Origin of the sequence: Frischella japonica, from assembly GCF_014489845.1 — a bacterium.
GTDB lineage: Bacteria > Pseudomonadota > Gammaproteobacteria > Enterobacterales > Orbaceae > Frischella > Frischella japonica.
In genome coordinates, this window is the sequence record NZ_JABURY010000018.1 from 53,581 (window position 1) to 76,694 (window position 23,114).

Genomic DNA, 23,114 nt, shown 5'->3' on the forward strand with positions numbered 1-23,114 from the left:
TCCTCATTTAATTAATGATTTCTTCGTAAGCTCGGATTCTTTGGTAGTGTTTATCCTCATTACGTTGAATTTTATTTAGTTTTTTTAATATTAATAAAACAATTAATAAATTCGTTACACATAAAACCGTTAGCATATATAAAGCATCTTGTGAATGTTTTAAAAAGGGAAAGAAGGCATGAAACAAAGGAGTATAAATGGCAACCATTGATATAATATGGATTATCAATAATGCACGATAAAAAAGATTGGCATAAGGTAAGCGATTACTATGATTGCGATAAAGCTTGATTTGCTCAAAAGCAGTGAATCCACCCATTATAAATAAAATGAATGGTAAAATCGCTGTTACAGATAATGAACCTAGCAGAAATATTGTCCAATAAAGATTAAGAAAAAGAAATAATGCTGTACTATAACGTATTGCTAAAAAACGGTTAAAATAAAGATTATTAAAGCTGATTTTTTGCGCATCAGTCATTGGGCTATTCATTGGTTATCCTCGCATTTTTACTGCCAGTTGAGCGTTTTGTTCATACAAATAACTCATTTCGATCGCCATTTCGCGTAGGGTCATCGTTGTCATTAAATGATCTTGTGCATGAACCATAATAATTTCCATGTCAATTTTTGTCCCATTGGCATAATTTTGGAGCAATTCTGTTTGCGATTTATGAGCTTGTAATATTTCTTCATTCGCTTCTTCCAGTAACTGATTAGCCGCTATAAAATCAGCCTTGCGCATCGCTTCAAAAGCACTGTGAATTTTCATTTTGGCATTACCACTATGCAAAATAATAGTAAAAGCAACGAGTTGAATATCCTCTGAGGTCATTTTTTCATTCATTGCTAGGCTCCTTTTTCAATAAGTTGGATAAAAAGTGGTTTAAATTGAGCAAAATTTTGACACTGCAACATGTCACTTTGCATCTGTAAGTCATCAATCAGCGCCACGATCGCTTTTGTCATCATGGCTAAATTTGGGTTTTGATAAATAGATGGTGAAATCATAAAAATAAACTGCACCGCTGGGTAATTTACATCCCAAAATAATCCCTGTGGAATCATTGCGATACCTATTTTAGATAATTTACCTACAGGAATTGCGGGATGGGGTACCACAATGGTTGAGCTGAAAAAGATTTCACCTAACTTCATGCGGTGTTGCATTTGTTGTTTCATTTCCGTTTTATAATTGTGTGCTTCATTAACCGCGAGTAAATCCAATAATTGCTCTAATACTCGTTCTCGTGCTGGTAATGTTTGACAAATCACAAACTGATCAGCGATTAAATCATCGACAATATGTTCCAAATGCGTTGTCGGTTGAGATGAATTTGCAGCTGAAAGTGCCAATAAAGGATCTGTACACGGTGTTATAAGCATTTTGCGCGAAGCAAAATAATGACGAATTTTTTGCACATCCTCTTCAGTAAAAAAGACTGAAACATGAAAAACAGGGACCTTAAACACTTTTGCCGAGAGATCAATTGAAGAAATAATTAAATCAACTTCATTTAACATTTCTGGTTCAATTTCATAATAACCTCTGGTCGCAACAATTTTAATTCGTTCATCAAATTCACTTTCAACGCGATTTTTTAGCAGTTGAGCGCTGCCTAACCCAGTAGCACAAATAATTAGCACTTTTGCCTTTTGCTCATTTTTCAATTTTTCTATTGAAGCAAGAAAATGTAACGTTAGATAACCCCATTCATCATCATGAACTGTAAATTGACTCAAACTAGGAAGTTCAAGAAAATAATGTTTGACTAAAGCAAACACTTCGGGATATTTACGCTTAATTTCATCGAGTAATGGATTGTCTAATTTAATGTTTTGTTCTAACCGTATTAACATCGGTTTGAGATGTTGCAGAATACCGTTTTTTAATTGTTCATCTTTTAAGAAGAGATAGCCGGTTTCTTGTTGAATTTTTATCAATAGGTTGGTTAAAGATGAATAGAGTTGTGAATCTAAATTATGCTGAATAACGTTTGATTTACTCATCAAATGTAGTGTTAAATACATCTGCTCTTCTTTCGGAAAATGAAAGCCCGTTACAGTTTCTATTCGTTCAATTATTTTCTCTGCAACGCGATATTCCAATGCCATTTTTGTCGATGCCGGCATATGCAAATTTTGAATTGAAAGACCTGATTGAATGCGTTTAATACTTAAAGAAAGATGCAAAACGATATTTTGCATCATCACATCAGATAGCTTTATTTTTGCTTCACGACACTCATCTAAAATAATGATCGTAAGCATATCAAAACTAATGATATCACTAAATTTATTCAAATAAGTTAACCGTTGTAAAAAGTTAATCGACTCTTCATGAAAGAAATAACTCATAATGAAATGTCGTTTAGCTCTTTCTTCACCATCAATAAAAATAAGTGCTTTATTTTTTTTAATAGTTAATTCATAAGGTTGCAGTTGATTTTTTATTTCCTGAATATCTTTATTTAACTGAGATGAACTGATGTATAATCGTTCAGATAATTCTTCAACATCAATTTTTTGACTTTCTAGTAATAATAAATTAAGAATATAGTGTTTTCTTTCCGATACATCGCGACTGCTAGTTTGATCATCACTGCGATCTAAAAAATGGTGCTCGATGAGAAATAAATTAAATACTTTTCGATCATTTATTTGTAATCGATAGCCATAACCTTGTTTACTAACAATAATAGCACCATTGTTTTCAATGATTGTTTTTAAATCTTTGAGATAGGTCCGTACGGTCCGATCAGATAACGCTAATTCGCTAGCAAGTTCCAGACTGCTTTTAAAGGTATTTTGACAACGAACCAGTAAACTAATCAGCTCACGTTGTTTATTTTTTATCATTATTATCGATATCCGTACGCGTTCGAACTACTCTGTTAAGCTATTCGGGTGTGTTATAACCTCACGACTATCTTGCTCACATTAGATAGCGTCATAAAGCGCCATCATATAACGTGAATCTTTCGATGGCGCATAAATAATCAACTAATCTTAAGGGATATTTTCCTCAACTAACTTTGCCAACTGTTCAATACCTGATTGAATGGGAATATAAGCTTGAAAAGGAATACTAACGACAGGTTTACTTACTTCCTCACCCAATTTCTTCAGCTTATCGAACATCATCATGGTTTGTGGGCTAATTAAAAACAATGCAAAATCACTATTTTTAATCATATTACTGCCTTCCGTTGCCGAAACCGCATCTAACACAATCGCTTTATTTTTACTGGCAAAATATTCGCTCACTTTTTTGGCCATTAGTGATGATGACATGCCAGCAGCACAAATAATTAATGCTTTTTTCATAGATTCTCCTTAAGGTTGTTATCCTTTATAAAACTTCACCATTTGATTCAATAACTTGCTTGTACCATGCAAATGAATCTTTTCGGCTACGTTTTAAAGTACCATTACCTTTGTTATCTTTGTCAACATAGATAAAACCGTAACGTTTTTCCATTTCGCCAGTGCCGGCAGATACCAAATCAATACAGCCCCACGGAGTGTAGCCCATTAAATCAACCCCATCTTCTTCAACCGCTAACTTCATCTGTTTAATATGTTCACGGAGATAGTCAATACGATAAGTGTCATGAACACTGCCATCAGCTTCAACTTTATCATAAGCTCCAAAACCGTTTTCTACGATAAATAATGGTAATCGATACATGTCTGTTAACCAATTTAAGGTGTAACGTAGACCTTCAGGATCAATTTGCCAGCCCCAATCGGATACTTTTACATATTGATTGCCAATTAGATCGGTTTTTTCGTTATATTCATAACTATCATTATCTGCCGTTTTTCTGATAGCGTTGGACATATAATAACTAAAGCCAATGTAATCGACCGTTCCAGTTGTTAAGACTTCGAGATCTTGTGGTGTGATATCCAATTCAATGCCTTTTCGCTGCCAATATTTTTTAATGTAATTTGGATATTGGCCGTGAACATGAACGTCAGCAAAAAAGTATTTACGTTCCATGACTTTTTGTGCCATCAAAATATCGCCTGGTTTACACGTTTCTGGATAAATAGGTACTAACGCAATCATACAACCAATTTGAAAATCTGGATTGATTGCGTGCCCTATCTGTACTGCTTTAGCACTGGCAACAAGTTCATAATGAGCAGCTTGATACATAATTTGTTCGCGGTTATCACCTGGTTTATAATAAATCCCCGAATTAGTAAATGGCGCAAAATCTTCATGGAAATTAGCTTGATTATTAATTTCGTTAAATGTCATCCAGTATTTGACCTTATTTTTATAACGGTCAAAACAAACTTCAGCAAAACGCACAAAAAAATCGATCAATTTTCGATTACGGAAACCACCGTATTCAGTCACTAGATGATAAGGTAATTCAAAATGAGACAATGTAACGACAGGTTCAATATTGTACTTAAGGCATTCATCAAACAGATCATCATAGAATTTTAAACCTTCTTCATTGGGCGCTAATTCATCACCTTTAGGAAAAATACGCGTCCAAGCTATAGATGTTCGGAAACATTTAAAGCCCATCTCAGCAAAAAGTTTGATATCTTCTTTATAATGATGGTAAAAATCGATCGCTTCATGATTAGGGTAATACTGACCAGCAACAATTCCTTCGGTAATTTTACGATAACTTTTTGGTGATCCTACCGTCATCACATCAGCCACACTCATCCCTTTACCACCTGCTTGCCATGCTCCCTCTAATTGATGAGCGGCAACGGCTCCTCCCCATAAAAAGTCTTTTGGTAAACCTTTATTATTCATAATTAAGTACCTATGTTTATTGAGAATTTAGATTAAGTATAAAAGGAAAAAAAGATAATTACTAACCAACTTTTTCCGCATCGATCAGGAAAAAAATAATGATTTTTCCAATAACTCTACTTCGTAAACCATATATTTAACTTAGCAAGTTCAACATAATAAGTTTGCTTATAACCGATATGGAATGGCAAAAAATGATTAGTCTTGTAACAGAAGTAAGGATATGTAAGAAGTGATTCGTACTGATGAACAAATAAATAGCGATTTTATGCACAACTCAATCATAAATTTAATCTAATATATTGAAGATGACTGTAAAAAATACCAGATTAACTAGTTATAAAAATAACGTTTTTACCAAACTCACTATTAATTTGTACATATTTTGTAAGCGCGATAGATTCGTTTCATCGCAATGGATAATAACTACAAATTCAAAGGTTCTATTTCATCATGTTCACAATCTAAACATGGTTGAAAATAAGTATTGGTTAGAGAGCAAGGTTAGTTCTTCATCTGTCAACTCTAGATAAAAAATATTGCAATCCGAGTTAACAAAAGCAGTTGGTAATGATAATTATCAGCAGAAAACTGATAATGTAATTTTTTTATATCATTAATTTCTTTCGTTAATACATTTTTCTGTAAAAGAGGAATCAGTTAAATATCGCCATAGTACGCGCGTAATTTCGCCAAAAAATTCGTAAATTATCCACTAAGCGCCTACAATTTCCGATAAAATACAAGAGATTGACAATGTTGTTTTCAATAATGATAAACGATAAATTTATAGATTACTCCAGCGAGTATGTGACTGTTTACTTAATACGTTCAATAACTTCGATAAATAATGGTTCTTTAGATTATCTTGATCTTGTGATAGCGACTTTTTCTTGTTCACTAACGAATTGAAAACAAGTTAATGTTATTAAAGACATTAAGCTTTCTTTCAAACATATTACAACATAATCTTAACAGCTTTGGTAATGCTTAGATAGCAGCATTAATGATGCTATTATTTATAATCAACATGTAATAAATTAAAAGTTACAGTGCTAACAATACAAGGTTATCTTTTTGTATCAAGTTTGGACTTCATTTTAACTGCCATTTACCGTTTTCATCTTTTCGATAAACTTTTTCGACTGCAGACCATGCAACTCGAAACGCAATTTGCTCGGGGGAACTATTATCGCGTCGTTTTTGCGGATCTTGATATTGTTTTATCGCGTGGTTGAAAGCTTCTTTAAAGATGTCTTGGGCATGTTCGGGTAAAACGTGACGCACTGATTCAGGTAAATCATTTCGTGTTTGATATGGCATAACGCATTCCCCCATAAATTAATTGACACGGCACTCGAAGATAAAATATTGTTTAAATACAATAATATAAGATTAAATTTAATCTTTTTTATCAAATAATACAAGTCTTAATTTATCAGTATTGATATTGCCAACAATCAAACTTTATTTAAGTTAAGTTCTACTAGTCCAGGTTCATATTATGCATGTCAATAATAGCAAAACTGAGATATTTAGGGTAAATTGCACACAAATATTTTATTATTTTTTATAGCGAATTTGGATTATTAATTCAATAAATAACCCCTCATTCAACGAGAGCTAAATGAAGGGTTATCATTATTATCTCATTTATTATGCAACACCGGGTACAGTGAAATCCATAATGAGTAATAATGTTGGTAAAATAAATATTGATAAAATCGTTGAGGCAAAGAAAATACTTGATGCTTGTTCTTGTTCAACATTCCAATTGAATGCCAAAATGACGGCGGTCGATGCAGTTGGCATTGCTAATAAAAAGACCAATTCTTCAGCTTCCATTCCAGTAATGCCAAAAAGATGTACTGCAATCAAAGCAACAATTGGGGTAAGAAAGCTTTTTAATATTATATTCACTATCAATGGTTTTGAAAAAGTCAATTTAACACCATAAATACCCACTCCAACCGCAATTAGAGAGATAAAATTACATGCATTAGACATAATATCAAACGTATTGAATATAAAGTGTGGCATCCACGTTGTACCATCTGTTACACTGACAATTAACCCAAGAATAACTGCTAAAAACATGGGTTTCATCAGTGAATTTTTCACTGCACTCAGTACCATGGTTCCAGTAACTTTACCACCTGAGATTTTAGTATCACATAATTCTAGTAAGAAAATTGTCATTGGAATTAATGACAAAGCAACTACGAAATTCGCTATAGCAACAGAAATCGTAGAAGAGGCTCCCAACATCAGGGTTAAAAATGGCACACCCATTCCCCCCATGTTAGGAAAACAACATAACATTGAACTCATTGCCGTTGCTTTTAATTCTTTATGTAATATATATTTGTTAGTTAAAAAACAAATTATCCATAAAAAAGACATTGTACAGAAAAAAGCGATCATCCAAGTACCATTGAATATTTCTGATGGCTTAGCGTGGGAAGTATGAACAAACAGCAGTGCCGGAAAGACAAAATTTGAGACTAATCCAGATAATAACTTCTTAGAATCTTTAGTAAATATTTTCTGTTGTACACATAGCCAACCAAGAAAAATTAACAAAAATACCGGAAGACAAGAACTTATTACTTGCCCAACTGCTGACCAAATCAGATTCATTTTTTAAAACTCCTAAAAATAACTTTAATAAAAATTTATATTCGGTAATAGGACGGTAATTTGTTATGGATTTATTTTTATAGACCGTGCAAAAATACAGGGAATAGATAAAATGTACTTGTCATAGCCAGTACATTTTTGTACTCTTAACTTGTTGAAATTTCAAATTACTAAACTCTGTTTTATCGTTACTTTGATTAACTCAATAATTAATACCACATATATTTATGTGGATGGATTCATTAAATATCATAATATGTAACTATTATAACTTAATCTAAACATGCTTGTAAAAACTATACACTATTAATGTTATTAAAAAACAAAAACTTAGCAACATTTTATTTGACTTATCTCAATAATAATATGTTCTTATTATATCTAATAAAGCGTTATTTTTTGGTAAATAGAAGTGTTAAATTATAGTAAAAGTCAAAATTTAAGCTAATAATGCCTAATATTTAGTTGTTTCTGGATATTTTTAATGAGCGATTATAAAAACATTTTTAATATGAATATAAAATTTGACTTTTGGGAAAAATAAGGCTATACTTTAGGAAAATAGATTATCTGTATTTAAAAAGTTGTTAAATCCTTTCATAGTAACTTTTCTCAAAAACTTAAATCAATTATTAATGTTAAAAATAGAGTAAATTTATTGCATATATCATAATGAGTATAGCTATGTGTTTTCTATTTTAAAAACTCGTTAAGTTAATTAGATCCATCTATTAAAAATTATGTGCAATAGGTTAAGTATCATAAAAGCTATTAAATAACGACTAAATTTTAATCGTCAAATGCACTCAATATAACAAATTGAATCATATTATTAAAATTATTTTATCTTCTACTTTTTATTCGATTTTTAAAGTTCCGTTTGCTGCTTCTATACAATTAAATCATATGGAGTTTCGCTACTATATAATGCTATTAAGCCACTGTATTGTGGCTTTTTTATTTAAAAACAGTAGGCTTCGATTTAAGCCATAACAATGGCTAACAATCACTCTCCCAAATTATCAATCAAATTTTTAAAACAATTTTATATAACTACCGAGAAACATATTTTTTGGTAATTATATAAAAATAAACGGCTATGCATCTGAAGTTTATTAAAAACAGAAATTACTCAGGTAATTTTTTAATCAACAATTTATTCGATTTTTTAAAGTTCCGTTTGCTGCTTCTATACAATGAATACATATAGGGTTTCGCTACTATATAATGCTATTAAGCCACTGTATTGTGGCTTTTTTTATTTAAAAACAGCAGGCTTCGATTTAAGCCATAACAATGGCTAACAATCACTCCCCCAAATTATCAATCAAATTTTTAAAACAATTTTATATAACTACCGAGAAACATTTTTTTGGTAATTACATAAAAATAAACGGCTGTGTCATCAGAAGTTTATTAAAAACAGAAATTACTCAGGTAATTTTTTAATCAACAAAAATCACATAAGGAATATATTATGAAAGAAACTGCTAAAACTAAATATCCACTCGTTCTTGTACACGGTCTTTTTGGTTTTGATAAAATTATGGGCTATCCTTATTTTTTCAACATTGCCAAAAGATTACAAGAAGAAGGTGCTGTCGTTTTCACTCCTGCTATTTCAGCAACTAATTCAACCGAGGAGCGAGGAAAACAACTTTTAAAAGAGGTTAAGGATATTTTGAATGAAACTGGCGCAGAGAAAGTGAATTTAATTGGCCACAGCCAAGGTGCCCCGACTTCTCGTTATGTGGCAGCTGAAGCACCTAATTTAGTTGCTTCTGTAACATCAGTTAATGGCGTTAATTTTGGTTTAGAAATTGCCGATCTATTGCTTGATGTTTATGAAGGGCGAATCGTTGGCGAAGCTGCTTCGGTTATTGTCAATGCTTTCATGGCATTTATTAGTTTATTTAGTACTAAACCACTTTTACCACAAGATTTCTATTCGGCAGTCAAAAGTTTATCAACTAAAGGCACTGCTGAATTTAATAAAAAATATCCACAAGGGCTGCCAACGACTTGGGGTGGTGAAGGTAAAGAACTTGAAAGTAATGGTATTTATTATTACTCTTGGAGTGGAATTATTAAACAAAGAGATATCTTAAATGAAGGCTTGAATAACCTTGACCCATCCCACGCTATCTTAATTGAATTAGGCAAATTATTTACTAAAGAAAAAGATCAAAATGATGGAGTAGTTGGACGATTCAGTACTCATTTGGGTAAAGTGATCAAATCAGACTATCATATGGATCACCTTGATGCGATTAACCAAATTGGCGGAATGCACCCAATCAATCCACATCCAGTCAATATCTATCTGGAACATGCTGCACGTTTAAAAGCAAAAGGTTTATAATACTTTTGTTAATATTCGTAATTTAAAACCACCGTTTGGTGGTTTTTTATTACAACATTTTTACTTTATAAGAATCAGATTATTTTTTACTTCATCTCACTTTTAGTAAGAATTCATACTTATTTTGGCGAATAATCAGCATTGAAATAATGATAGCTTATTTCAGCCAACTTTCCATTGTGAATAATGTTTTTTATTCCTTGATTTAGATCTTGGGTTAACTGTTCACCTTGCCCACTCTTACTCACTAATAAATAGCTATAGGGTAAACCTATACGCGCACTATCCTCAGCACTTAATTCAATACTCTTTAATTTTAATTGATGTTGATCGATAAATTGTTGTAACATCGCACGATCGACTAATTGAAAATCATATTTACCACTTTCGACATGTTGTAATAATGCCAACAGATCGGCTTCACTATAATCAATGTTGACAGGGTTATTAGGGTTTTGCTGGTTATATTGTTCTAAAGCTGTTGAATAATTTAATCCAGGCGTTGTTTCTGTTGATTTACCATGCAAATCTTTAAAACTATTAATACGGTTATCATCAGATTTTACAGCGATAACATATTGGTTAAGAAAAATTGGATCAGTATAAAAATATTTTTCTTTACGCTGTTCATTCATCGCAAAATTATTTGCGCCAACTTGATAACGATCGGCATCAAGTCCTGCTAAAACTGAGGTAAATTCCGTTATTTCAAATGAAATTTGATATTGTGGTAATTCGGCAAAAATGGCCTTAACTACATCGATATCATAGCCTATCAATTCCCCTTTACTGTTAACCGTAGTAAAAGGACTCGGCTCACCTGAAGTGGCAATTACAATTTTCTTTTTGCTAATTTGCTCGGAAGAATTTTGTTTATTATCACAACCCGATAATAGCAACAAACCTGAAAAGAAAAGCAGATAACATTGAATATATTTCATAACCTCTATCTCCTTAATTAACTGACGGATAAACGCATTACTAATGGCTTTAATATTAATTAGATAAATCCCATGTTTTTCATTTCAATTACATGATCAGGTTGATAACGTGCCATTCCTGTTTTCATTAAATCAAATCCTAACTGTTGGTAAAACTTAACCGTCTGCGGATGCGTATATAATATAATGTTACACTGCTTAACCTGTGCTACTAGCGTTTCAACAATGACTTTACCATATCCTTTGCCATGCAAATGTTTAGCTAACGCTATGTTATAAATTGCTGCCTGACAAATCCCATCTGATAATGCTCTTCCTACCCCAACTACATGTTGATTTTCTAATAAAAAAACTACTGCGTAGCTTCTTTCAAATACTTGCCTTTGCGTAACGGCATCTAATTCACTTAGTCCATAAAATCGCAATAAATCCGCGACTTGCTGCCAATTGATATTTTGACAATGTTGTTGGATAACAATTCCCATAGATTTCCCTGCTATGACTCATCACTAAATTTGATAATCTGACGATAAAGTTGCAAAATAACGTGATAAAAATACTTTAGTTCGGGGATGTACCGGACAATGAAAGACTTGCTCTGGTGTGCCATCCTCAATGATTTGTCCTTGATCTAAGAATAATACCCTCGTAGCAATTTCGTAAACAAATTGCATCTCGTGAGACACTAAAATCATCGTGTTTCCGGCTTTAGCTGCCTGTTGAATACTCATGAGTACCTCACCAACTAACTCGGGATCGAGCGCTGATGTAGGTTCATCAAACAATAATACTTTTGGATTCATTGCTAATGCCCTGGCTATAGCTACCCGTTGTTGTTGCCCGCCTGATAATTGTTTGGGATAATGATAGACCCGTCCGCTTAAACCCACTTCCACTAATTTTTCTAAGGCAATCGCTTTTGCTTGTTGAGGAGAATACTTCTTGACCACCACTAATCCTTCCATGACATTTTCTAGGGCATTTTTCTGTTGGAAAAGATTAAATTGCTGAAAAACCATGGCACTTTGTTGCCGGAATTGTACTATTTCATTACGTTTTACATGAGCTAAATCAATTTCTTGATTACCAATACGAATCCTACCCTGCTGAGGCTTTTCTAATAAATTTAAGCACCGCAATAACGATGATTTACCCGCCCCAGATGCACCAATTATTGCAATAATTTCATTTTTCTGTATATCAAAACTGAGGTTATTTAAAATACAATGCTGATTAAAATAAAGCGTAAGGTTACGAACACTTATCATAGTAACTTACCTCTTCGATAATTTGGTATCTGATCGTTATCAGGTATCGTTAATCGTTTTTCAGCCATTTTAATTAATTGTTCGATAATGATAGTTAATGCCCAATAAATTAATGCTAGTGAGATGTACACTTCAAAATAGCGATAATGAAAACCGGCCAGAATTTTACCTCGGGCGGTCATTTCCACAACCGAGCATACAAAAGCCAATGAGGTACCTTTTAATAACCCAATTAAAGTGTTACCAAAATTTGGTAATGCAACAATAAACGCCTCTGGAATTATAATACGTTGTAGAACCTGGCGATATGTCATACCGAGGGATTGAGCAGCTTCAATTTGACCTTTATTGACTGATTGCAAAGCGGCGCGAATAGTTTCCGAATTATATGCTGCTTCATTAAAGGAAAAGGCAATTAATACAAATAACATTGATGGAATATTATTAACATTATAATCAGTATCATAAAAATAATTGATATAACGTAACATTACTGGAATCCCATAAAAACTTAAATACAATTGTACTAATAACGGGGTACCACGAATAAACGAGACAAAAACGGTTGCCATCGGTGATAATATACGAATTTGATTTAATTTAATCAGTGCAATGATTAAACCAATTAATACCCCAAATATCATCGAAAAAAACGTTATAAATAAGGTCATCGGCAAATAGGCTAATAACGTCGGAATTAGTCTAATAATCAGTGGAAAATCTACTATATTTGGCATAATACTTTATCCTGATGATCTTTACATAGCGAGTTAATTGATGAGATCGTTATCGATTGTTTGATGTATACCAAATACTTACGTCAGGTCCTAGCGGCAAAATATCATAAGGATTTTTTGCGTGATCCCCTAAATAATAACCTTGTTTAATTGCCTGAAAATCGGTAGTAGAACCAAATGCAGGAATTTGATAAAGCCTTCTGGAATAAGCCCATAAATGCGGAAAATCAACTAAACGATTGCGATTGGTGTTAAATACCGAATAATAAGCTACATCAAAGCGTGCTAATGTGACATACAAGCGAATATCTGAGTCAGTGATATGATCACCAAACAAATAACGCGAATGACTTAACCGTTTCTCTAATTCATCTAATCGGTTAAATACCAAATTATAAGCATCTTCATAAGCTTGTTGCGATTGAGCGAACCCAGCTTTATAGACACCATTATTTAACTCATGAAATAATGTTTGATTAAGTTCTTCAATATCAGCTCGCAGATGTTCAGGATATAAATCAGGGGCATCAGCTTTGTGAAAGGGTTTAAAGACGGTTTCCCAATAATAAGTTAGATTAAAATAATCATTATTTACAACTTTACCGGTTTTGACATCAACCACGGTAGGGACTGTAGCCCGTCCACTATAATCAGGATCAGTTTTAGCATAAATTTCTGGTAAATAACGAATTCCTAATACAGGATCTACACCATTTGGATCCAAAGAAAACTCCCACCCTTGTTTAGTTCTGACAGGACTAGCTTTACCTATACTAATCACATTTTCCAGACCTAATAATTTAATGGCAATGATGGAACGATGTGCCCACGGGCATACCGCAGCCCATAATAAACGATAACGCCCTGCTTCGACTGGTAACATGCCAGCTTGGTCACCAAAAGGCGCCGTAAAATGATTGTGTTGACGAACAAATTTACCATTCTTATCAATCTCTTTAACCTTTTCAGAAGTGACGATTTTACCTATAGTCATAGCAGAATTCCTTATTATCAATTGCGAGAATTAATGTCATTTCAAATCTATTTCTGCAATCTAACATCAAATATTTTTTGGATAAAATAACCAATAAATATATGGTTATAATAATCAATTATATCCAACCTCCTTCTTCAATGAGCAAAATATAAGCAGCTTCACAGTTTATATGTACCTTTCGCTTTATTTTTGCTATGATTTTAGACTCGTTTTATGTTATTGGATAAACTGCGATGTTCTATGATTTAGTGCCAGCAGAGCTACAAAATGACTTTGATGCACTACTTAATGATTTGTCATATTTACCGGAACAGGTTAAAGAATGTTGTCCATTTTGTCACCAAATCAATTTTCGTAAAATTCGTGAAAAACCGCTCACATTCCGATGTAAAAGTTGCCAAAAATATTTCAATCCTCTAACAAAAACACCATTTAATCGATTGGTACCAACAATTTGGTTAGGTATGATTCTAACGCGTCGAATTGAAAAAGCGACACATCATACTCTTGCTTATGAATTAGATTGTACGATTGATATGGTTAAACGTCGCGAACATGCATTAATAGATTATATGCAACAACACTATCCTCACTTTCATTATTGGTATACACAAATTCGAGTGACCCAAAATGATATGTTGCCGACAATGATCGAAGAACAATATACTGCTTTATCTAAATTAATTAAACAATTGTTAACTATAGAAAAATTTCCATGTCATCATTGTCAATCTGATAATACAGTTAAAATAGGACATCGAACTGGCTTTCGCTGTCGACAATGTCGTAAAACGTTTAATTTACTAAGTAAAACGCCATTAAATAAAATCCCACACCCCGAACAATGGCAACCTTTTATTGCATTGCTGGTCGCAAATAATACCAATAAAACGATTGCAACTTCACTTAATTTGAGTCTAAGCACTGTGAGTAAATGGCGCCAAATTTGGTGTGAGACTATGAACAATTGGGGTTATGCTGAGTTGGCGGTCTGGTGTAATAAAAAACAATAATAGAAGCTCAATGATGAGCGCGTCTATCTCCAAAAGTTATTGGTAATAACCTAACTGAATTAGTTAACACTAGCAAACACACTAATTAGCTCAGGTGTGATTTTTTAAGAAAAATTAAATATCGTTATTTAGATCAATTCATTTGGTTAGTAAATAAAATTGTTTATAAGCCTTATTTTACCGATATAAACTGCCAAAGCGACTAAAACTAATTATTTGATACTATCGACTGGGTTTAAGGTTTTGAAATCGATTGTTTCAACATAATCAGTTTTAGCTAATGGTTGTTGCGCAATATTTTTCTCCAATAGCATGATGCAATTATGACAATCTTCTTTGCCATGTTTAATCAAAATTTGTGCAACTTTCATCGCTTGATAAAAGCATAACGTGGCACTTTGCTCTTGCTGTTACAAATAACTATTGCGAGAACTTTTCGCTAAACAATCAGCCTCACGCACGATAGAGTAACTGATTACGGCAATATTAAAAGTTTAAATCATTAACCATTTGTTTAATCGCTGCCAGTTGCTGGGGATCTTTTTGCCGGAGATAAGCGCGATCTAACTGAGTAATATCAAATAACTTAGTTATAATAGTACAAACAGCTTTAAAATGGCCTGGCCGCCTTTTACCACAGAGTGCTTCAGTTCTCCCATTAACATCAACATAAGAACAAAATACGGATCGTAGAGTTCGTCCACTGTTAGGCAACATAGTAAATTGCCCCCTTTTTTGGCCAGCCAGTATTTCACGCTTAAGGCCAAGAGGGTAACTGACTAAATCTTCAAGTGGTCCAAATTGAATTGGATTGACAAAAATCGATACAATCACTTTATCATGTTGTTGTTTAATTTGTTGCATACTAGATTGACATAATGTCTGTGCATTTCCGATAAATAACTGATGCCAATATTGTTGAAAGTTTGTACTATACTTATCATTAAATTGTATGATTTTAGTGCATTTAAAATAATCTACATGACTATTTAATAACTTTCTGCTCGTTATTAATGATTTAAATATCTAAAATATAGCATAAAAAATGTCATCTCTAATTCACCAATAAATCCTTATTGTAGAACTATTTCATCGGCAGTTTGATAATATTGGTTGTACTATTTTTCGCCATAAAACACAATATATAGTACTTTATTTATTAATAGACACTACATATTGTATTTTTTGATCATTATCAATTATTATATGTTTTATTAGTTTTTTGTAATTTATTATATGGATGAGAGTATGAACAAATCGATGTTAGTCACTAAACGCAATGGTCAAAAAGAGCCAATTGATCTTGATAAAATTCACCGGGTGATAAACTGGGCAGCCGAAGGATTAAATAATGTTTCAGTATCCCAAGTGGAACTTCGATCTCATATTCAATTTTATGATGGTATTCGTACTGAGGACATTCACGAAACAATTATTCGTGCGGCTGCTGATTTAATATCACAAGAAGCACCTGATTATCAATATTTATCAGCTCGTTTAGCAATTTTTCATCTGCGTAAAAAAGCCTTTGGTCAATTCGAACCCCCAAAACTTTATGATCATGTTAAAAAATTAGTAGCCGATGGTCGTTATGATAAACATTTATTAACTGACTATACAGAATCTGAATTTAATCAAATGGATGGGTTTTTAGATCATTGGCGTGATATGACGTTTTCTTATGCAGCGGTAAAACAACTTGAAGGTAAATATTTAGTCCAAAACCGAGTAACTGGACAAATTTATGAAAGTGCGCAATTCTTATATATTTTAGTTGCAGCCTGCTTATTTGCTAATTATCCTAAAGCAACTCGCCTCGATTACGTAAAAGGTTTTTATGATGCGATTTCAACATTTAAAATTTCATTACCCACACCGATTATGGCAGGAGTACGCACCCCGACTCGTCAGTTTAGTTCATGCGTATTAATTGAATGTGATGATAGCTTAGATTCAATCAACGCCACCGCAAGTGCAATTGTCAAATATGTTTCTCAACGTGCTGGAATAGGGGTTAATGCCGGCCGCATTCGTGCGTTAGGTAGCCCTATTCGGGGCGGTGAAGCTTTTCATACTGGTTGTATACCATTTTATAAATATTTCCAAACTGCAGTAAAATCATGCTCACAGGGAGGAGTACGTGGTGGAGCGGCAACGGTATTTTATCCATTATGGCACTTAGAAGTAGAAAGTTTATTAGTGTTACGTAACAATCGCGGTGTAGAAGAAAACCGAGTCCGTCATTTAGATTATGGGGTACAAATTAATAAACTCATGTATCAGCGTTTAATTAACGGTGAAAATATTACGTTATTTAGTCCGTCAGATGTTCCAGGCTTATATGATGCCTTTTTTTCAAATCAAGATGAATTTGAACAGTTATATCAACAATATGAAGCTGATGAATCGATTCGCAAACGTTCCGTTAAAGCTGTAGAATTATTTGCACTTCTTATGCAAGAACGTGCTTCGACCGGACGTATTTATATTCAAAACGTCGATCATTGTAATACCCATAGTCCGTTTAATGCCGAGGTAGCGCCGATACGTCAGTCCAATTTATGTATGGAAATCGCTTTACCAACAAAACCGCTAAATAATATTAATGATGCAACGGGTGAAATTGCTCTCTGTACCTTATCTGCTTTTAATTTAGGGATGATTGAATCATTAGACGAATTTGAAGAACTAGCGCGTTTGGCAGTACGCGCTCTTGATGGATTATTAGATTATCAAGATTATCCGGTACCGGCCGCAAAAACATCCACTATGAACCGCCGTACACTAGGTATTGGAGTGATTAACTATGCTTATTATTTAGCTAAACATGGTGTGAAATATTCTGACGGGAGTGCCAATAATCTTACTCATCGTACTTTTGAAGCAATACAATACTATTTGTTAAAAGCATCTAATGAATTAGCTATAGAAAAAGGTGCTTGTCCACTATTCCATGAAACAACTTATGCACAAGGTATTTTACCGATTGACACGTATAAACGTGATTTGGACGATATTGTTAAAACAAAATTGAATTATGATTGGGAAGGATTACGTCAATCGATTAAACAATATGGTTTACGTAATTCAACACTATCAGCGTTAATGCCATCGGAAACCTCATCGCAAATTTCTAATGCAACTAATGGCATCGAACCACCTAGAGGCTATGTGAGTGTGAAAGCATCTAAAGATGGCATTTTAAAACAAGTGGTGCCTGAGTATGAGACGTTGAAGCATTTTTATGAGTTACTCTGGCAAATCCCGAATAATACCGGTTACTTACAATTGGTCGGCATTATGCAAAAATTTGTTGATCAATCAATTTCAGCGAATACTAATTATGATCCAACTAAATTCGCTAATGACAAAGTACCAATGAAACAATTACTTGCTGATCTGTTGATCGCATACAAATATGGTGTCAAAACACTTTATTACCATAATACGCGTGATGGAGCAGAAGATATTCAGGAAGATATCATTACTGTAACTGATGACGGGTGTGAAGGTGGTGCTTGTAAAATTTAAACATAGATAAACGTTTATAGCATAGGAAATCATTATCCCTATCGTTTTGGTATATATAATGTGGTAGTTAATTATCTACCACTATGTTTTTATGGTTAAATCAGCTTAATATTTAACCATAATTAGCTATTTAATCATTGAGGAATCTTACTATGAGTTATACCATTTTCTGCCAAACACACAATGATCAGCTCAAAGAACCAATGTTTCTTGGTCAACCCGTTAACGTTGCACGTTATGATCAACAAAAATATGAAATGTTTGAAAAACTGATTGAAAAACAATTATCCTTTTTCTGGCGCCCAGAAGAAGTAGATGTTTCCCAAGATCGGATTGACTACGCTGCTTTACCTGAACATGAAAAACATATTTTTATTAGTAACTTAAAATATCAGACGTTATTAGATTCTATTCAGGGTCGTAGCCCTAATATTGCCTTATTACCACTCATTTCTATTCCAGAATTAGAAACTTGGGTGGAAACATGGTCATTTTCCGAAACGATCCATTCTCGTTCCTATACTCATATCATTCGTAACATTGTGAATAATCCCTCAATTGTATTTGATGATATTGTTACCAATGAAGAAATAAAAAAACGCGCAACTGACATTGCTCAATACTATGATGATTTAATTGAATATTCCAGTTATTACAGTTTATTAGGGGCTGGTAAACATGAAGTGAATGGTAAAACAATAAATATTGACATGCGTGAGCTTAAGAAAAAACTCTATTTATGCTTAATGAGTGTGAACGCATTAGAGGCAATTCGTTTTTATGTCAGCTTTGCTTGTTCATTCGCTTTTGCTGAACGCGAGCTAATGGAAGGTAATGCTAAAATTATTAAACTAATTGCTCGCGATGAAGCATTACATTTAACAGGTACTCAATTTATGATTAATACCTTACGCAGTGGTGAAGATGACCCAGAAATGGCTGAAATCGCTCAAGAATGTGAAGGAGAGTGCTACGAATTATTTTTAAAAGCTGCGAATCAGGAAAAAGAGTGGGCAGGATATCTTTTTTCCGGTGGTTCAATGATTGGATTAAATAAAGAAATTTTATGTCAATATATTGAATATATCACCAATATTCGTATGCAAGCCGTAGGACTTAAATTACCTTTTGAAACAAAATCCAATCCAATTCCTTGGATCAATAACTGGTTAGTATCTGATAATGTACAAGTTGCACCTCAAGAAGCTGAAATTAGTTCTTACTTAGTTGGGCAAATTGATTCAGAAATTAATGAAGATGATTTAAGTGATTTCACATTATAAATCCTCACCTATTGATTAAATAACCTAATTTTATTGTACTTTTTTCGTTCTTTGTTAAAAATAACTCAATGATATATTAGCGTTACAAAAACATATCAGTCGATCACATGTGGTCGACTGAGCTATATTTGCGTAATAGAATTTTTATATGAATTGATGAAAGATTTTACTTTATCAGTGAACAATTAAAGCGATAACCTAGCTTGTTAAACTTCAATCACCATAAGTCTTTTTGTTGCCTTAATATTAACCACGATATCTTTAATAAAAGATAACACAAAATACTTGATTAAGTTGAAAACTTACAAACCGATTAACTTATTTTTTTTCACTTTCCGCCTATTTGTAAATAAAATGTAATTTTAATGTAAATAAAAATATTTAAAATGTTAACTTTAAAAAGTGAATAAATTTCATTTAATCAAAAGCATAAATAAATCAAAATATTAAAAGTAAATATTTATTAATTTTTATTTACAAAAAGTATTGCGTAAATCAAATTATAGTGTTATTCTTAAACCTGCTTAGAAATTGAATGAAAAGATGTGTAAATATTTTTTCTGAAGATTTTGAAGCTATATTTCCTTTCTGTTAATAGTTATTTGGGGCTTATGTACTAGCCCCCTTTTTTTATTTACTGAGTCATGCTATTAGTAGTGTAATCACTTTTTTTAGATTTTTTTCAATGTGTATTAGTAATACTTTGATGCTAGGGCAATTATTGGTTGATCATTTAAAATAATGTTATCATTGACAACTTAATATTTTAGGGTAACGATATTAAATAATAATTGACGGTCGATGATAAATGCTTAATGAAAACTGAAATCTACTCAACGCTCAATTTACCATTTTCTCCGCTCGATATTGATAATGAGCAGTTATCGATAAATAATCTTAAATCGTTATTAGATAAATTTTATCAATGGTCTGTGACAGAATTTGAAGCAAAAACCGATATCGATACACTGATTTATATGCGTTCCAAATTTATTGATCAATTACTTATCCGCTTATGGCAATATTTCCAATTACCTGAACAAATTTCTTCGTTATTTCAAATTAATCGAATATCACTCATTGCTGTTGGCGGTTATGGACGTGGTGAGCTTCATCCATTATCTGATGTAGATATTCTTATCCTTAGTGATAAACCATTGACAAAATCAATTGAAGATAAAATAGGTCAACTCGTTCGCTTATTGTGGGATTTACACTTAGATGTCGGTCATAGCGTGCGAACCTTAAAAGTATGTTTACAAGAAGCTAAAAACGATATAACTATTATGACCAATCTACTCGAAGCTAGATTGATTGTTGGTAATAATAAACTCTTTAATGAATTACTACATCAGATACTTAACAACACCATCTGGCCATCGCGAGAATTTTATCAAGCCAAAATTAATGAACAATTGCAGCGTCACCGACAATATCACAGTACCAGTTATAACCTTGAACCTGATATAAAAAATAGTCCTGGTGGTTTACGTGATATTCAAATAATACAATGGATTGCATTAAGACATTTTGGTAGCAATTTTTTACAGGAACAAAATCATTTTAACTACCTTACGCCAGAAGAAATCGAAGAAATCAATAATTGCCAACGATTTTTGTGGCGTATACGTTTTGCCCTCCATATCGTAATTAATCGTTATGACAATCGATTGCTATTTGATCGGCAGTTGAGTATCGCCAGATTACTGGGATATCAAGGGGAAGGAAATCAACCGGTTGAAAAAATGATGCGCGATTATTACCGTGTCGTACATAATATAACTGAATTAAATCAAATGTTATTGCAACTGTTTGAAGAATCAATACTCACACTTAAACCAGAAAACAGGCCCTATGATATTGATCAATATTTTCAAATACGTGATAAATTAATTGATGTTAAAGATAATAATTTGTTTATTGATAACCCAGTAATGATTTTAAAGCTATTTCATACCATGCTTTTAAATCGACAAATCATTGGTATCTATTCTAATACAATTCGGCAATTGCGTTCAGCGCGTCGCAAAATGAATGGTTTATTGTGTGAGTATCCGCAAGCACGCCAACAATTTATGCAAATAATCAAACATCCAGATGTAATAAAGAAAGCCTTATTACCTATGCATCGATATGGTATTTTAGCGATTTATATTCCAGGTTGGAAACGCATAGTCGGCATGATGCAATTTGATTTATTTCATCAATATACCGTAGATGAACATACCATCCGTCTGTTACTGGAATTAGCCGACTTTACCACTCCAGATGGGCAAAAAAAACATCCTAATAGTTCGCAAGTCTATGCCAAATTAGCTAAACCTGAATTATTAGTGATTACAGCTCTATTTCACGATATCGCCAAAGGTCGCTCTGGTGATCACTCCGAATTAGGCGCAGATTTGGTGGAACAATTTTGCCAATTACACAATGTCAACGAAAAAGATAGCAAATTAATCGTTTGGTTAGTTCGCTATCATTTATTAATGTCGATTACTGCCCAAAGCCGCGATTTGCAAGATCCAGCTGTCATTCGTGAATTTGCTCAGCAAGTTAAGAATAAAACCTATTTACAATATTTACTCTGCCTGACTGTTGCTGATGTCTGTGCAACTAATGAAACCTTATGGAATAGTTGGAAACAAAGTTTAATGCGCGAACTTTACTGCCAAACTGATCGCTTGTTTAATTTAGGCATTCACCAAATTCCAGAGCATCGTAGTATTGCCAGAGAACATAAACAATCTGCCTTAACATTACTTAAGCTAGATGGTTATGATGAAACTACGATTAAAGTATTTTGGCAAAATTATCAATTTGATTATTTTTGGCGTTATACAACAGAACAAATTGTTTGGCATGTTAAACATTTACTTTATCATAATCTAACAGAACCATTGGTGGTCATTAATGAAAAACCGTTTCATGGTGGTACTGAAGTTTTCATTTACTCGCCGGATAGACCATATCTATTTGCTACAGTAAGTAATGAATTAAATAAACGTAACTTGAATATCCATGACGCATTAATCACCACCAATAAAAAAGAGTATGCTTTAGACACATTTATTGTACTTGACCCAAATGGTCAACTAATTAGCCATGATCGTCATGAAGAGATTAAAACAAGTTTAGAAAAAGCCTTACGGCAAACTGATTATAAACGTGCCAAAATTAAGCGGCCATTATCAAAATTGCGCCATTTTACGGTACCAACAGAAATTAATTTCTTATCCAGCCTTAATGATCGTAAAACATACGTTGAATTAATTACGAAAGATAGGCCTGGTTTACTCGCCTATTTAGGTGAGATTTTTTCTAATTTAGACTTATCACTGCGTAGTGCAAAAATCGTCACCATTGGCGAACATATAGAAGATTTATTTGTCTTAACCAATAAAAATAATCAAGCACTTAATGAACAAAGCTGCCAGCTACTACGACAGGCTATTTTGGATGTGATTGATGAAATGGATAATGAATCTTAAGCACGATACCCTTATATTAACAGATGTTATTACGAACTTTGCTATTTATTATCAATAGATGAAAA

At 33.0% G+C, this 23,114-nt stretch carries 20 protein-coding genes; 5 read left to right on the forward strand and 15 right to left on the reverse strand.

The genetic code is table 11. The annotated features are described in order from the left end of the window. Positions 1–7: 7 nt before the first annotated feature. From FcAc13_RS08805 to FcAc13_RS08835, 7 genes are all read right to left on the reverse strand, one after another. Positions 8–493 (reverse strand): hypothetical protein, encoded by a 486-nt coding sequence (locus FcAc13_RS08805; RefSeq protein ID WP_187755852.1) that lies wholly within the window; start codon positions 491–493, stop codon positions 8–10. Positions 494–496: 3 nt separating this feature from the next. Then, a complete protein-coding gene (locus FcAc13_RS08810) occupies positions 497–847 on the reverse strand; it encodes a PTS cellobiose transporter subunit IIA (RefSeq protein ID WP_220679246.1) in 351 nt (116 codons plus the stop codon). Between the two features lie 2 nt (positions 848–849). Further along, entirely contained in the window at positions 850–2,859 is a 2,010-nt protein-coding gene (locus FcAc13_RS08815) for a BglG family transcription antiterminator (protein WP_187755853.1), read from the reverse strand. Between the two features lie 150 nt (positions 2,860–3,009). Next, positions 3,010–3,327: a PTS cellobiose transporter subunit IIB gene (locus tag FcAc13_RS08820; RefSeq protein WP_187755854.1), complete on the reverse strand. Its 318-nt coding sequence runs from the start codon at positions 3,325–3,327 to the stop codon at positions 3,010–3,012. Between the two features lie 25 nt (positions 3,328–3,352). Continuing rightward, positions 3,353–4,789, reverse strand: a complete 1,437-nt coding sequence (locus FcAc13_RS08825; RefSeq protein WP_187755855.1) for a 6-phospho-beta-glucosidase — start codon at positions 4,787–4,789, stop codon at positions 3,353–3,355. A gap of 1,095 nt (positions 4,790–5,884) precedes the next feature. After that, a complete protein-coding gene (locus tag FcAc13_RS08830; RefSeq protein ID WP_187755856.1) occupies positions 5,885–6,112 on the reverse strand; it encodes a ChaB family protein in 228 nt (75 codons plus the stop codon). A 333-nt stretch (positions 6,113–6,445) separates the two neighbouring features. Next, positions 6,446–7,429 carry an AEC family transporter gene (locus tag FcAc13_RS08835; protein WP_187755857.1) on the reverse strand — a complete coding sequence of 328 codons (984 nt, stop codon included), beginning with the start codon at positions 7,427–7,429 and terminating at the stop codon, positions 6,446–6,448. 1,477 nt (positions 7,430–8,906) lie between these two features. Between FcAc13_RS08835 and FcAc13_RS08840 the strand changes: the two genes are divergently transcribed. Then, the gene (locus FcAc13_RS08840) at positions 8,907–9,791 is read left to right on the forward strand and encodes a lipase family alpha/beta hydrolase (protein WP_187755858.1); all 885 of its coding nucleotides are present in this window, start codon (positions 8,907–8,909) and stop codon (positions 9,789–9,791) included. 119 nt (positions 9,792–9,910) lie between these two features. Here FcAc13_RS08840 and FcAc13_RS08845 read toward each other — a convergent pair whose 3' ends face one another. The 5 genes from FcAc13_RS08845 to FcAc13_RS08865 are packed head-to-tail and all read right to left on the reverse strand — an operon-like array spanning position 9,911 to position 13,731. After that, complete coding sequence (locus FcAc13_RS08845) at positions 9,911–10,732, reverse strand: transporter substrate-binding domain-containing protein (RefSeq protein WP_187755859.1); 822 nt, start codon at positions 10,730–10,732, stop codon at positions 9,911–9,913. Positions 10,733–10,791: 59 nt separating this feature from the next. Beyond that, complete coding sequence (locus FcAc13_RS08850) at positions 10,792–11,217, reverse strand: GNAT family N-acetyltransferase (protein ID WP_187755860.1); 426 nt, start codon at positions 11,215–11,217, stop codon at positions 10,792–10,794. Positions 11,218–11,241: 24 nt separating this feature from the next. After that, the gene (locus tag FcAc13_RS08855; RefSeq protein WP_187755861.1) at positions 11,242–12,000 is read right to left on the reverse strand and encodes an amino acid ABC transporter ATP-binding protein; all 759 of its coding nucleotides are present in this window, start codon (positions 11,998–12,000) and stop codon (positions 11,242–11,244) included. After that, a complete protein-coding gene (locus FcAc13_RS08860; RefSeq protein ID WP_187755862.1) occupies positions 11,997–12,737 on the reverse strand; it encodes an amino acid ABC transporter permease in 741 nt (246 codons plus the stop codon). Before FcAc13_RS08860 ends, FcAc13_RS08855 begins: the two co-directional genes overlap by 4 nt. Positions 12,738–12,786: 49 nt before the next feature. Next, complete coding sequence (locus FcAc13_RS08865; protein ID WP_187755863.1) at positions 12,787–13,731, reverse strand: glutathione S-transferase family protein; 945 nt, start codon at positions 13,729–13,731, stop codon at positions 12,787–12,789. 236 nt (positions 13,732–13,967) lie between these two features. On the opposite strand from FcAc13_RS08865, the gene FcAc13_RS08870 reads away from it, so the two are divergent. Further along, positions 13,968–14,747 (forward strand): IS1 family transposase, encoded by a 780-nt coding sequence (locus FcAc13_RS08870; protein ID WP_187755864.1) that lies wholly within the window; start codon positions 13,968–13,970, stop codon positions 14,745–14,747. A 212-nt stretch (positions 14,748–14,959) separates the two neighbouring features. Here the strand turns inward: FcAc13_RS08870 and FcAc13_RS08875 are convergent, their stop codons facing one another. From FcAc13_RS08875 to FcAc13_RS08885, 3 genes are read right to left on the reverse strand one after another with little or no spacing between them, the layout of a single operon-like run. Continuing rightward, positions 14,960–15,118, reverse strand: a complete 159-nt coding sequence (locus tag FcAc13_RS08875; RefSeq protein ID WP_187755865.1) for a hypothetical protein — start codon at positions 15,116–15,118, stop codon at positions 14,960–14,962. 39 nt (positions 15,119–15,157) lie between these two features. Continuing rightward, entirely contained in the window at positions 15,158–15,208 is a 51-nt protein-coding gene (locus FcAc13_RS12530) for a hypothetical protein (protein WP_425499468.1), read from the reverse strand. Positions 15,209–15,233: 25 nt separating this feature from the next. After that, complete coding sequence (locus FcAc13_RS08885) at positions 15,234–15,611, reverse strand: pantoate--beta-alanine ligase (protein WP_187755866.1); 378 nt, start codon at positions 15,609–15,611, stop codon at positions 15,234–15,236. Between the two features lie 384 nt (positions 15,612–15,995). On the opposite strand from FcAc13_RS08885, the gene nrdA reads away from it, so the two are divergent. From nrdA to glnD, 3 genes are all read left to right on the forward strand, one after another. Further along, complete coding sequence (gene nrdA / locus FcAc13_RS08890) at positions 15,996–18,278, forward strand: class 1a ribonucleoside-diphosphate reductase subunit alpha (protein ID WP_187755867.1); 2,283 nt, start codon at positions 15,996–15,998, stop codon at positions 18,276–18,278. A gap of 152 nt (positions 18,279–18,430) precedes the next feature. After that, positions 18,431–19,561, forward strand: coding sequence for a class Ia ribonucleoside-diphosphate reductase subunit beta (gene nrdB / locus FcAc13_RS08895; RefSeq protein ID WP_187755868.1), 1,131 nt, complete (start codon positions 18,431–18,433; stop codon positions 19,559–19,561). A gap of 815 nt (positions 19,562–20,376) precedes the next feature. After that, positions 20,377–23,049 (forward strand): bifunctional uridylyltransferase/uridylyl-removing protein GlnD, encoded by a 2,673-nt coding sequence (glnD, locus tag FcAc13_RS08900; RefSeq protein ID WP_187755869.1) that lies wholly within the window; start codon positions 20,377–20,379, stop codon positions 23,047–23,049. Positions 23,050–23,114: the final 65 nt, after the last annotated feature.

Coding starts and splice junctions, on each gene's coding strand:
- FcAc13_RS08820 (WP_187755854.1), bottom strand. CDS start 3,327: ATGAAAAAAGCATTAATTATTTGTGCTGCTGGCATGTCATCATCACTA.
- FcAc13_RS08830 (WP_187755856.1), bottom strand. CDS start 6,112: ATGCCATATCAAACACGAAATGATTTACCTGAATCAGTGCGTCACGTT.
- FcAc13_RS08835 (WP_187755857.1), bottom strand. CDS start 7,429: ATGAATCTGATTTGGTCAGCAGTTGGGCAAGTAATAAGTTCTTGTCTT.
- nrdB (WP_187755868.1), top strand. CDS start 18,431: ATGAGTTATACCATTTTCTGCCAAACACACAATGATCAGCTCAAAGAA.
- nrdA (WP_187755867.1), top strand. CDS start 15,996: ATGAACAAATCGATGTTAGTCACTAAACGCAATGGTCAAAAAGAGCCA.
- FcAc13_RS08840 (WP_187755858.1), top strand. CDS start 8,907: ATGAAAGAAACTGCTAAAACTAAATATCCACTCGTTCTTGTACACGGT.
- FcAc13_RS08860 (WP_187755862.1), bottom strand. CDS start 12,737: ATGCCAAATATAGTAGATTTTCCACTGATTATTAGACTAATTCCGACG.
- FcAc13_RS08875 (WP_187755865.1), bottom strand. CDS start 15,118: ATGAAAGTTGCACAAATTTTGATTAAACATGGCAAAGAAGATTGTCAT.
- FcAc13_RS08870 (WP_187755864.1), top strand. CDS start 13,968: ATGTTCTATGATTTAGTGCCAGCAGAGCTACAAAATGACTTTGATGCA.
- FcAc13_RS08855 (WP_187755861.1), bottom strand. CDS start 12,000: ATGATAAGTGTTCGTAACCTTACGCTTTATTTTAATCAGCATTGTATT.
- FcAc13_RS08850 (WP_187755860.1), bottom strand. CDS start 11,217: ATGGGAATTGTTATCCAACAACATTGTCAAAATATCAATTGGCAGCAA.
- FcAc13_RS08885 (WP_187755866.1), bottom strand. CDS start 15,611: ATGCAACAAATTAAACAACAACATGATAAAGTGATTGTATCGATTTTT.
- FcAc13_RS08815 (WP_187755853.1), bottom strand. CDS start 2,859: ATGATAAAAAATAAACAACGTGAGCTGATTAGTTTACTGGTTCGTTGT.
- FcAc13_RS08865 (WP_187755863.1), bottom strand. CDS start 13,731: ATGACTATAGGTAAAATCGTCACTTCTGAAAAGGTTAAAGAGATTGAT.
- glnD (WP_187755869.1), top strand. CDS start 20,377: ATGAAAACTGAAATCTACTCAACGCTCAATTTACCATTTTCTCCGCTC.
- FcAc13_RS08805 (WP_187755852.1), bottom strand. CDS start 493: ATGAATAGCCCAATGACTGATGCGCAAAAAATCAGCTTTAATAATCTT.
- FcAc13_RS08845 (WP_187755859.1), bottom strand. CDS start 10,732: ATGAAATATATTCAATGTTATCTGCTTTTCTTTTCAGGTTTGTTGCTA.
- FcAc13_RS08810 (WP_220679246.1), bottom strand. CDS start 847: ATGAATGAAAAAATGACCTCAGAGGATATTCAACTCGTTGCTTTTACT.
- FcAc13_RS08825 (WP_187755855.1), bottom strand. CDS start 4,789: ATGAATAATAAAGGTTTACCAAAAGACTTTTTATGGGGAGGAGCCGTT.